This is a genomic window from Parabacteroides sp. PH5-46, from assembly GCF_029892785.1.
Taxonomy (GTDB): Bacteria; Bacteroidota; Bacteroidia; order Bacteroidales; family Tannerellaceae; genus DFXE01.
Window position 1 is genome coordinate 16,426 of the sequence record NZ_JARXXA010000018.1, and the last position, 12,707, is coordinate 29,132.

A 12,707-nucleotide genomic window follows, 5' to 3' on the forward strand; every position below is an offset into this window, starting at 1 on the left:
GTTTGATGTTGGAAAGTAAACTTAGAATACTGATAATAGTATTTATAAGTTTTGGATCTATAAATATATATGCTTATTTTGATAATGAAGAAAACTCGAAAGAATCAAAGGTGTTGATTGTAAGTGATATACCGCGTGAGCATGAACGGAGTCGTGTTTGTGTAAATAATTATCTGAATAAATCAAAAAGATCCAAACAAGAAAAACTATTAAGTGGAATATATAATTCTGCCGAAGATACTAGTGCGGACTATTATTTTATCCCCAAGGTTTTGGTAAAAACGAATTTGGTCTATCTGGCCGGATTGTTACCGGATTTTTCTCATTATACACCTATACCTAATCTGGAGGCTGAATGGTTTATTACTTCCTGCTGGTCGGTGACGGGGACAGGTGCTTATGCTAAATGGGGAACCGGGAAAGGACGTGAGTTTGGAATCTCTTCCTGGTCGATAGAGCCGCGCTTTTGGTTTGAAGGCTTCGATTTTATTGATGGTTTCTATACCGGTATCTATGGTATGGCAGGCGATTTTGATAAAAAAGGCTATGGCAATGATCCGATATACAATAACAGAACCGGTGATTTCTGGGGAGGAGGTTTGTCACTTGGCGGACTAGTATTGTTTCACGAGAATTGGGGATTGGAAGTTGGTTTGAGAGTAGGAGTCCGTCGTACGGAAACGGACTTGTATTGCGATCAGGAGCCCAATTATTATAAAGATCAAAGGTATACGAAGACGAATTTAAACCTGCAAGGTCTGAAAGTAGCCTTGGTGTACCGTTTTGGAATCAAAATAAATAAGTAGCTATGAGGAATATATCTATAATATACATATTTATATTACTTATAGGTTGCCTCACTACCTCCTGTACGCGGCGAAGTCTGTTGGATGAACAACATTCGCATAGCGGTGATGCCTTATTAAAGATTAAGTTGAACTGGAAAGGCTCTTCCAAGCCACAATCTATGGACTTTTACTTTTATAATCAAAAAGGAGGTGATCCTATCTATCGTGAAGGAACAGTTAATGGCTACGAAGGCTATTTACCTGCAGCCACTTATGATGTGGTGATCTGTAATCCGGATGTGGTAGGAGTAGACATCAAAGACTATCAAGGCTATGAGGTAGATCTTGTAGAAGCAAATACAGATGCAGAGGATGAATCGTGCATAGAACATGTTGATAACATATACGGCGCCGGGCTGAAAGGAGTGGTGCTTCCAGCGGATTCGACAGTAGAAAAAACAGCCTATCCCGAGAATCTGGTTAAGAAGCTAACTGTCATATTAAGAGCAGAAACACGGAAAAAAGTAGAACACATGCAAGTGAATCTTTCAGGTGCCGTACTGCGCAAACGTATTGTAGACCTGGTAATGAGTGACGAAACATCGAACATAAAAAGCGATGCCATATATGATGACAGGGAAGATTCCTTCAAAACCGGAATCTCCACTTTAGGATTCAGAGGAAAATGTCCTTTTAATGTCCATCTGATGTATGATGATAACGAAACGGTAAGCTGCTTACCGTTAGACCTTACTGAAGTACTGGTATTATTCCCCGAAGAAGAAAAAACTCTGGAATACACCTTATTCTTACCAGACAGTGATGAAGAAATAAAGATGACCATTCGTGTACACCAATGGACTCCGGGAGGAGGTGGAGAGATCATTGTCCAATAATACTATAAAAAAATTCTATTTTAAGTATAACTAATACTAATTAAATTATTAAGAACATGAAAAAGTATTTATTAAGCCTTTCAACAGTAGCACTGTTAGCAGCCATGAGCAGCTGCTCAAACGAAGAAGTAATCGGTAAAGGAGAACCGAAAGTAATTGATGATGCGTTAATTTCATTTTCCAAACCAGTTGTGACTATTTCACAAAATGAAGAATCAAAGAGTGCAATTGAAGATGCAACTCTTCCGACAGGGGGGACATTGGGGATATATGCTTATAAAGGAACAGCACCTTATTTTACAGCTGTATATACACCGGGAGACTATACGGCTCTTATGGAGAGTGGTTATATGTGGCCAGGAAGTGAAACGGTTAATTTTTATGCGTATTTTTATAAAGGTACGGGGGTTTCAGTGACTAATTATGAAACGATACCTTATACATTGAATAGTACATGGAATGATCAGGTAGATTTGCTATATGCGCAAAAATCCCAAGCTAAAACGGAGTCAACACCGGGTACAGTAGACCCTGTGCCCTTGGTTTTCAATCATGCTATGGCTTGGATACGTTTTAATATCAAATCATCAACAAATGCAGGAGTTGAGTTGAATTCAGTTAGTTTTTTGACAAAAACAAAAGCTGCTTTTTCATTGCTGGCTGGTGCTTTTGGAACTGCTTCAGATGAGGCGACATTAACATTGAATGACGCAGTTCCTGTAACACCGGATGCCACAGGAGGTGTATCGACAGCATGTGTAAATTCATTACTGATACCGACTACGTGGACAGACAAAGACATAACTGTAACAATTAATGGTGCTGTATTTGCGCCAGTTAAGATAAGTGAAACGTTTGCACCAGGTCTTGTATATACATATACAATTGATTATAGCGGAAAAGAAATTCAATTCTCAGCTGATCCTGAGATTACGGAATGGAACAAAACAGCTGTAGGCGCAGTGGATGTTCCTGTAGAATAATAGTAAGAAGTAAATAATTTTATAAAGGATTGTATCAAAGGTCTAACAACAGATTTTTGATACAATCCACTTAAAATAGGAACTAATGAAGAAGTTTGTATTCATATTATTACTAATACCCTTATTGTTTGCTTGTGAGAAAGAAGAAATTCTGTATCCAAAGGATAAGGAAATGGAAACAACTCCGTTACTTCTGGGACCTGTAACTTATTCCAATCCGGAAATTTCCGAAATGCTAAGTTCTATAGGCCTTTATGCGTATGATGTGAATGCTTCTGATATAGTCTACGATCATACAGAGTTTACTTACTTAAATGAGTTGCTAAGACCTGCCAATCCCAATGATATAGAATATTGGAAATTTACAGAAACATTAGACGTATATGCTTATGCTCCTTATAATAGCTTAGTTATTCAGCAGACAACCAATTTTAATACAGCTGTTTTAGATATTTCTATTTTAGCCGAGCAAAGCTCAGGAACGAACTATAAAAACTGTGATTTGCTGTACGGTTCACAAGCCGGAGTTACTTATGCGAACTGGAATGGTGGAAGTAAGAATATTACTTTTTCTCATCGCCTGTCAAAGATAGATGTAAATCTGAAAGGAGATGGTATCCTATCCAATACCGAAATAAACAATGTTTCCGTAAAAATTGTAAACACATATACAAACGCCAATTGGGATCTTAAAACAGATGTTTTAGCTGTAAGCAATAATACAACAAAAGATATTACTCCCAATTTGACAACAACCAAGTCGGGATTTGTTAAAAGCATGCAGGCTATCATTTTGCCTCAAACAATGACAGCTTCTACAGCCATATTGAAGATAACCCGTAATAGTCAAGACTATTTCTACAAACTGGAAGATAATTTTACATTTGAAGAAGGCAAAGCCTATGCTTTTGATATTACACTAACAAGTGATAATGAGATTATTTTTAATGTCAGTGAAACAGCATGGGTAAATAATAACCGGGCAGATACGAACGAAAAAATAAAATATAAGGTAGGTGATTATTTCCCAATACCGGATGACCGAAGTTCTGCTGTAGGTGTTGTCTTTCAGGTTGCCAATGGAGGAACTACTGGTAAAGTTGTTTCATTGGATCACAATTATTGGTCAACGAAAGTGCGATGGTGGGAGCCTGGTAGTGATGCGTGGGGTGAAGCTTTTGATAATTCGACGAATGGCTTGGTTAATCAAAATGCAGCAAAAAGTTGGGCTGGAAATAAGTTTAAGGAAAAACTTCCAGCTATGTGGTGGTGCTACAAATATGGTGAGGACATTGGGGAGCCGGATATCTGGTACTTACCTGCTATCTATGAGTTAGAAACTCTACGAAATAATTATTATAATAATGTCAACAATATTAAGAATAGAGTTAGTATGTATACAGATGATTATTATTACTCGTCAACAAAAGAAAAATATCCTTTAAGAACAAAGGTATTTTATCTTAAATTTGATAATGTAAATGCAGTAGAATCAGTGACGTATATTGCGATTGATCGCACAGATTATTACTATATCCGTGCTATCCGCTCATTCGATAATAGATAACTTTTGAGTTTATGAATAAATATATATCACTCATTCTATTTTCTATCTTCTTCGTTGCTTGTAGCAATGAGAGTGATTTAGATATGAATATCTTGCCTGATGGAAAATATCCTATTACATTTTCGGCTGATAATTTAATCATGCCTGTTAGTAAGTCGTTTGATGAAAATGGTATTGCGGGAGTATATATGCATGATATTGATGGTGTCACAATTCCTTTATCGGAAAATAGCAACAGGCAATATGTTTATAGTAATAGCCAACTAAGGGCAGCTTTAGATGATTACAGGCGTTATTGGAGCAGAGCAGATCAGGAGGTACTTGTTACCGCATACTATCCATATAATTCAACCATGTCTGGTTCTACGTTTGAAATTAACGATCTCTCTAATCAAGATTCGCCTACTAATTATGATAACTTTGATATTTTGCATGTTAGTAGCTCTGTTCGTTTTTCTGAGCGAAAGACAACGGTTTTAGCGTTTGATCATTTGATGAGCCGTATTGTTATAAACCTTACAGGCAGTAATCTTGCGAATGTAAATTCAGTAAGAATCGCGAATACATTTACCAAAGGAACAGTGAATATCACTACCGGGACAGTTTCCGGTGGAGCGAATAAAAAAAATATTATAGCTAATAAATACCCTGATGATAGTAATACATACAGGGCTGTGGTAATTCCCGGTCAAACAATTACGGCTGGTATGGATTTGATCTATGTTACAACTGGCAAGAATCAAAAAACATACAAATGTACCCTTGCTTCTGATGTTACATTTGAACCCGGAAAACAGTATACCTTTACTCTTACAATTAACTAAAGGATATATCCGCCGGCTGTGTGCACAGGAACGAAAAAGAACGTATTTTCCTCTCCCCAAATTCTTTCTTTATTCATTTTGAGGTACAAAAAGGTACAAAATAAGCTCCCAAAAGAGGCTTTTTAGTGTCTTTGATGCCCGAAAATGCACATTTTTAGCTCATAGAGGTTCCTGTAGACGAAGTAGAATGCGTAAAAAGGTAGAAAATATGAAGGTGCTGGTAAAGCATCTGGATATCAAATAAATATTCTATTGTGTAAGCCCGTTTTCAGCGCCTCGAAAGGATAATGATGTGTACCCTTGTGTAGCCTTGTGTACCTTTTCCTATATGAGGTATAAAAACATGTTCCTCGTTCCTCTAATGTAATTTATATAGTTTTGAGGAACGAAGAACATATTTTCTATATTATATATGAAAAAGGTGTGCAAGGGTACACAAGGGTACACGTAAAAAGTGCTCAACTTGCTAGTAAACAGCTTCCTGTGAAATTCCACTAACGTGCTATTTCCTTTCGTTTACGACCTATTTATGCGCACATATGACTTATGTTGTACGCACACACTATCCGTTTTCGCAGTAGCTAATCGTATCTGGCATGTATCGGATTAAATTTGTTTGTCCTAGAATGTTAGTTCTTATATTTGCATATATGCAAAGAATAGATTAGCTTTGTGCATATTTTTCTGTGAAAACTGAATATGCAAAGCAAATTGATTTAAATTATTATATAATATGGTGTAGTATTTATAGATATGAGTATATGCGGATCATCTTGTAAGACTAACTACATGATAATGATCTTTGAAGACTAACTAAAGAAAAGATAAGAACTTAATCCTATATAAAAGTATGGAATCCTATACAAAAGATGTATTGGTTTTTTCACCTTTTTATATACCGGACGTAAAATTAGCCTTAAAAACCATTGAAGCAGGCGCGTTTCCGGTATTATACTTAAACCAATGTAAAGAGACATCCGAGAATGCCTTAAAAGAATTATCGGAAAAGACTGATGAGTCTTTCGGTGTTTATATTTCCCTTGGCTTAGAGGGTATAAAACTACCTAAAAATGTAACCAGAGTTATTTTACCTATCGGCAGCCGGATTTCGGTGGGTAAAGGTGTTGAAGTATTGTTCCAGGCATATTCGCCGGAAGATGTGTCGACATTAATTAGCCAAGGAGTATCTTCGATTATAATTAAAGGAAACGAAGCTGGCGGAAAAGTGGCGAATGAGTCTTCCTTCATTCTTTTCCAGAAAGTTGTCGATACATGCAAAAAGAAGAATGTAAAACTATATGTTCAGGGAGGGGTAGGAGTACATACATCTGCCGCTTTTTTAGCATTAGGGGCTCAGGGGGTTGTACTTGATTCGCAGGTTGCGACTTTCCCTGAATGTAGCGCTCCTATGGAGCTTAAGAATATTTGCAAGAAGCTGAATGGAAACGAAACAGTTGTAATTGACGGTTTCAGGGTGCTACACAGGACAAACTCGCCCAAACTTCCCGAAAATCCTAAAGCGGAAGATTTATATCCGTTCCTTGGCGGGTATGATTTATCTGAAAATTATCTTCCCATGGGGCAGGATATTACGTTATCTGTCGATTATCTGAATCAATATAAAAACCTAAAGAACCTGATATTTGCTATCCATGAGGCTGCTTACGGGCATCTTCGTCAGGCAAAATCATTGACTATTATTGGCGAGAACAGCGAATTTGCGAAAGATTTGGGTGTGAAATATCCTATTACCCAAGGACCGATGGCACGTATCAGCGATACGCCGGAATTTATCAGTAATGTTGCCGATGAAGGTGCTATGCCTTTTCTTGCCTTAAGCCTTATGACCGGAGAACCTTGCCGGAATCTACTGAAAGAAACGTCTGAACGGTTAAAAGACAGACCCTGGGGCGTTGGGATTTTAGGCTTTATTTCGCCTCAAATGTTGGAAGAGCAAACCGGATATATAATAGAAAGCAAACCCAAAGTTGTGCTCATTGCCGGAGGACGTCCGTCTTTAGCTGCTCCTTTTGAAAAAGAAGGAATTAAGGTGCTTTTGCATGTGCCTTCGGTAAGCCTGTTGGATATGTTCTTGAAAGAAGGTGCCAAGCATTTTATATTCGAAGGCCGTGAAAGTGGGGGGCATGTAGGGCCCATCATGAGTTTGGTGCTTTGGGAGAAACAGATAAACCGTTTGTTGAAAGAAGACAATCAATCTCTTATCAGTGTGTTATTCGCCGGAGGAATCCATGATAGCCTGTCGTCTGCGTTTGTAGGCATTATGGCAGCAACATTAGCGGCTAAAGGAGTAAAAGTAGGCGTTCAGATGGGTACCTCTTATCTCTATACAAAAGAAGCAGTTAAATCCGGCGCTATCCAAAGCGAATACCAGAAGCAAATCATCGAAAAAAATGAAACCATTCTGTTGGAAGCAGCTTTAGGGCAAGAAACCCGTGCTGTGGAAACACCCTTTACTGAGTTTTTCCAAAAAGAAAAACAAAAGATGCTTGATGGAGGTATGGACGCCAAGGAAGCCTGGATGAAGCTGGAAGAGCTGAATCTGGGACGTTCACGCATTGCTGCCAAAGGAATGGAACGGAAGAACGGAAAACTGGTAAAACTATCCAATGAGGAGCAAATAGAAAAAGGACTATATATGACCGGAGCAGTCACAAGCCTGCTTCACAAGCCGCTCACAATGAAAACGCTTCATAAACGTGTGGCGGTTGACAACAACGAATTGATCCGTCAACTGAAAGATATTGAAATCCCTGATTATGCAGCAGACCCTATGGATATTGCCATCGTAGGTATGGAATGTATATTCCCGGATGCGAAAAATAAAGACGAATACTGGAAGAATCTTTTCATTGGTAAAGATACAATAACGGAAGTTCCCGATACTCGTTGGAATAAAGAGGTATTCTATAAACCGGATGTCAGGGATACCGACTATTCTACTTCCAAGTGGGGAGGCTTTATTCCTACCATTGATTTTGACCCGGTAGAGTTTGGTATTACTCCGCAATCGTTATCTTCGATAGAACCCGTTCAGTTATTGAGTCTTTATGTAGCCAAACGCGCATTAGAAGACGCCGGGTATTCCGATTTATCAGCCGTTGATTTAGATAATACTTCTGTTTTCTTCGGAGCAGAGGGCGCTACAGACCTGGCCTATACCTATATGATACGCTCGGGGCTTATGCAACTGTTTGGAAAGCTACCCGACGAAGTAGACGAAGCCATGCCTAAACTGACGGAAGATTCCTTCCCCGGGGTATTATCTAATGTCATTGCCGGGCGTATAGCTAACAGACTGAATCTGGGAGGACGTAACTATACAGTCGATGCAGCTTGTGCTTCATCATTGGCAGCAATGGATGTCGCCTGTCAAGAACTTGTATCTAATCGTTCCGATATGGTGATAGCCGGAGGTGCTGACTTCCATAATGGAATCAACGATTACCTGATGTTCTCCTCTACATATGCTTTATCGAAAAAAGGAAAACCCGCTTCTTTCTCAAATGAAGCCGATGGCATTGTATTAGGTGAAGGTATCGGAGTAGTTGTATTAAAAAGACTCAAGGATGCCAAACGAGACGGTAATAAAATATATGCTGTAATCAAAGCGATTGAAGGTAGCAGCGACGGAAGAAGCCTTGGACTGACGGCTCCGAACCGTAAAGGACAAATCAATGCCTTGGCAAGAACGTACCGTCGTGCCGGTATATTACCCTCTCAGGTTGGCTTTGTAGAAGCTCATGGTACCGGAACTGTAGTGGGAGATAAAACGGAACTCTCTGCTCTTACCGATATATTTGTAGATACCGGAGCTCTTACTAAACAAACGTATCTGGGTTCAGTAAAGACGCAAATAGGACATACGAAATGTGCAGCTGGTATTGCCGGATTAATCAAAGCTACTTTAGCTGTACAGCAAGGGATTATTCCTCCTATTTCGCACATGAACCACCCGAATGGCTATTATAATGAAAACAGCAATCCATTTGTGTTTAATACAAACCCGGCCTTATGGAAAAGTGAAAAACGAATAGCCGGAGTTAGTGCTTTTGGTTTCGGAGGTACTAACTTTCATATCGTACTTGAAAACTATCCGGAAAACAAAGCCAATGAAAAACCGCCATTGGAAGTATGGCCTTCAGAGCTATTCGTCTTCTGGGGAGCAACAATGGATGATGCTAAAGGGCAAATGCAAAAGATAAAGGATTTGCTGACCCTGAACGATAATATAGCTCTGAAAGATATTGCTTATATGCTGGCAGTTTACAGCAAAGAGAATATTCAGATTTCGATAGTAGCCGGCAGTGTTGAAGAGCTCTTAAAGAAAATAGATATTGCAAAAGAGAATAAGCGAGACCTTGCTATATTTTATCGAGAAGCAAAGGATGGTAAAGTTGCTTTCTTATTCTCCGGACAGGGAAGCCAGCGCATTAATATGGGGTTAGACCTGTTTGCTGCTATTCCGTCCATGCGTCGGTTGCTGAAAGAAAACCCACAGTATGAAGAGATTCTTTTCCCGCATACGGCCTTTAACGAAGAAGCGAAGAAAAGGCAACAAACAACTATTACCGATACCCGTAATGCGCAACCTTTATTAGGTATTATTGATTTTGCTATTGCCGAATACTTACAATCGTTGGGTATAAAACCCGATATGGTAGCCGGACATAGTTATGGAGAGGTGGCAGCTTTGTGCTTTGCCGGTGCTTTTGCCCCCGAAAACTTAGTTTCGCTGAGTCGCGAAAGAGCACAGGCTATATTGGATGCCATAGAAGAAGACAAAGGAAAGATGGCGGCTATCAGCAATGTACCCGAGGCAGAGCTAAAAGAATTGCTTGCCGGTGAAACAGAGGTATGGGCTGTTAATTACAATTCTCCCAAACAGATTGTGTTGGCAGGTACTTCCAACGGTATAACTGAATTTGTTAAAAAAGTAACGGAAAAAGGAATTGCATGCAAAGAAATAAATGTAGCATGCGCTTTCCATAGTCCGTTATTAGCCAAGTCTAAAGAATTATACGCCGATGTATTAAAGAAGATTACCTTTAAAAAGCCCAAAATACAGGTATGGTCTAATACTACAGCCGAGATATATCCAACGAAAGGTGCCGAGATAAAAGCACGCCTGTCCGAACATCTGGTACAGCCTGTATTATTCTCGAAACAACTGGAGAATATGTACAACGCGGGAGCCCGTATCTTTATTGAAACAGGCCCCGGAAGAGTATTGACAGGATTGGCCCAGAATACGCTGGCTGATGATATAGTTGCCATACAGACCGAAAATAAAGGCAGCGAAGGTATTACCTATCTGCTCAAAGCATTAGGACAGTATCTGGCGACTGGAAAAGAATTTAATCTTGAAAAGCTGTTTGAAAACCGTAACGTTTCGACGATTGATATCGACAATATCGAACAGTACAAAAAGAAATCTACTATATGGTTTATTAATGGGCAGAACGCCATTCCTTCCGACAAGAAAATGCTGTCGGGAGACATTTATCCGATAACAAAAATATTCAGTAATAACATGGGAAAAGATATATTCAGCGGTAACGCAAACCCCGACAAAGTAATGTTGGAATACTTAGATAGCCTTAAAAAGATGATCGAAAATCAACGCGAAATGATACAAAATCAGCGCGATGTTATGTTGGGCTATTTTGGTCAGTACGAACCAGTTCAGCGCACAGCTATGCCGCGTTATCAAAATCCTATCATCCTGGAAGATGCTCCTCAGGCGGCAATTGAAGAAGGCGAAGCCGTACAACTGTCCGAGAGTACAGTTACTACCTTGAATATAGCGTCGTTAACCACCGATCAACTGAAAGAAATTGTATTGGAAGTTGTCAGTGATAAAACAGGCTATCCACCGGAAATGCTGGATATGGACATGGATATGGAAGCTGATTTAAGTATCGACTCAATCAAACGTATGGAAATCATCGGAGGTTTAAGAGAGAAACTTACCTTCCCCGAACGACTTGCTGAAATAGAAGGCATTGTAGAGAAGATGGCTGCTATTAAGACGTTGAGAAATATGATTGCGTGGATTGAAGAACTCGGACAAATGAGTTTCGATTCAGTTCCAGCCAAAGCAGAACAAACAACAGACGAAGATAAAACCAAAGAAGTAGAAATAACAGATAGCAACATAATTCCGGTAGATGAAACCGAGTTGGCAAGGCTATGCTTTGAATTGAAAGAATCTCCTATATCTAAAGAAGATGTTCTTTCTATTGAAGGGAATTATTTTGCCCTGACGGATGACGGAGGAGAGAATCCGTATGCTGTCACAGTAAAAGAACTGCTAGAAAAACAGGGGGCTAAAGTTGATTTGATCACAAAAGAAACAACAGATTTATCAGCCTACGACGGATTAATCGTTATGAATATTTCTTCGTCTCCAGAGCGTTACACTGTAGAACATTTATTCAAATTCTTAAAGGCTGGCGATATGAATCGACTGAGAAGCATATTCTCTTTCAGTGATTTAATGTCAAAAGTGTTAAATGGTAAAAAGATAAAAGACCTATCGGATATTCAGGGATTCCCTGGACTTATCAAGAGTTTGATGCATGAGTATCCCGATATTAATTTCAGAGTAGTAGGTTCTCATACTCCTTTCGATATAACAACATTGCCACAGATTATTCTTGATGAGTTATCTGTAAAGGAAAAGTTTCCTGAAGTTATCTACAAAAACCAGGAACGTTTTCAATTCGATATAAAAGCCGAGGAAGTAAAGATAAACGGAGAGCCTATCTTGGATATAGATGAAAACTCTGTTGTACTTGTCTTAGGAGGAGCACAAGGTATAACTCCCGAATTAGTATCTCAACTATCGCTTGATTATCCCTGCACATATATCTTGGCAGGACGTTCATCCCAACTTGAAGACTCGGAAAAGTATTCATCGTTACAAACGCGAGATGAGATAAGAAAATATCTCATCTCAGAAGAAAACATGAAAGTACCGGCAGATATTGAAAAAAGGCTGCAGGTAATATATAAGTCTAACCAGATTGGCCAGGCCATAGAGAAAATAAAAGCAGCAGGAGGAAAAGCTGTTTATAAAACGGTAGATGCAAAAAACAGTAAAGAGTTTAAAGCATTTATAAATGCCCTTAAGAAAGAATATGGTAAAATAGACGGAGTAATCCATGCGGCAGGTATATTAGATGATAAATTATTTGCCGACAAAACATGGGAGTCTTTCGAAAATGTATACCAGACAAAGGTTAATCCGCTGGAAGTGATTGTAAACGCATTATTGCCCAATCTTAAATTTTTGGTAATGTTCAGTAGCGTATCTTCTGCTTTTGGTAACAGAGGACAGTGTGACTATGCAGCAGGTAATAGCGTATTTGATTTACTGTCTATCATTTTACTTGAAAAAAAGATTCCTACGCGTGTATTATCTTTTAACTGGGGCCCATGGAAAGGAGCCGGTATGGTTTCTGATTTGCTTGAAAACGAATTCAGAAAAAGAGGTGTAGGCATGATTCCTCTTAAAGAAGGAGGGGAGTTTTTTGTAAAAGAATTAAAATATGGTAAAGAACCTGCTGTTTTGGCAATGGGAGGTAATGCATCGGTTATTGAAAATTTCTTGAAAGGACAGGCATAGT

6 protein-coding genes are annotated in these 12,707 nt (G+C 39.0%); all 6 read left to right on the forward strand.

The features are described 5' to 3' along the window. Nucleotides 1-5 precede the first annotated feature (5 nt). The 6 genes from M2470_RS15625 to M2470_RS15650 all read left to right on the forward strand — a co-directional run bounded on the left by M2470_RS15625 (nucleotide 6) and on the right by M2470_RS15650 (nucleotide 12,706). Nucleotides 6-806 carry a DUF3575 domain-containing protein gene (locus M2470_RS15625; RefSeq protein WP_280745938.1) on the forward strand — a complete coding sequence of 267 codons (801 nt, stop codon included), beginning with the start codon at nucleotides 6-8 and terminating at the stop codon, nucleotides 804-806. Between the two features lie 2 nt (nucleotides 807-808). Then, complete coding sequence (locus tag M2470_RS15630) at nucleotides 809-1,684, forward strand: DUF5119 domain-containing protein (protein WP_280745939.1); 876 nt, start codon at nucleotides 809-811, stop codon at nucleotides 1,682-1,684. Between the two features lie 56 nt (nucleotides 1,685-1,740). Further along, on the forward strand, nucleotides 1,741-2,667 hold the full coding sequence (locus M2470_RS15635; RefSeq protein ID WP_280745940.1) for a fimbrillin family protein: 927 nt from the start codon (nucleotides 1,741-1,743) through the stop codon (nucleotides 2,665-2,667). Between the two features lie 85 nt (nucleotides 2,668-2,752). Continuing rightward, nucleotides 2,753-4,234 carry a fimbrillin family protein gene (locus M2470_RS15640; protein ID WP_280745941.1) on the forward strand — a complete coding sequence of 494 codons (1,482 nt, stop codon included), beginning with the start codon at nucleotides 2,753-2,755 and terminating at the stop codon, nucleotides 4,232-4,234. 11 nt (nucleotides 4,235-4,245) lie between these two features. Beyond that, on the forward strand, nucleotides 4,246-5,058 hold the full coding sequence (locus tag M2470_RS15645; protein WP_280745942.1) for a fimbrillin family protein: 813 nt from the start codon (nucleotides 4,246-4,248) through the stop codon (nucleotides 5,056-5,058). Nucleotides 5,059-5,908: 850 nt separating this feature from the next. Continuing rightward, entirely contained in the window at nucleotides 5,909-12,706 is a 6,798-nt protein-coding gene (locus tag M2470_RS15650; protein ID WP_280745943.1) for a type I polyketide synthase, read from the forward strand. Nucleotide 12,707 lies beyond the last annotated feature (1 nt).

Coding starts and splice junctions, on each gene's coding strand:
- M2470_RS15640 (WP_280745941.1), top strand. CDS start 2,753: ATGAAGAAGTTTGTATTCATATTATTACTAATACCCTTATTGTTTGCT.
- M2470_RS15625 (WP_280745938.1), top strand. CDS start 6: ATGTTGGAAAGTAAACTTAGAATACTGATAATAGTATTTATAAGTTTT.
- M2470_RS15635 (WP_280745940.1), top strand. CDS start 1,741: ATGAAAAAGTATTTATTAAGCCTTTCAACAGTAGCACTGTTAGCAGCC.
- M2470_RS15645 (WP_280745942.1), top strand. CDS start 4,246: ATGAATAAATATATATCACTCATTCTATTTTCTATCTTCTTCGTTGCT.
- M2470_RS15650 (WP_280745943.1), top strand. CDS start 5,909: ATGGAATCCTATACAAAAGATGTATTGGTTTTTTCACCTTTTTATATA.
- M2470_RS15630 (WP_280745939.1), top strand. CDS start 809: ATGAGGAATATATCTATAATATACATATTTATATTACTTATAGGTTGC.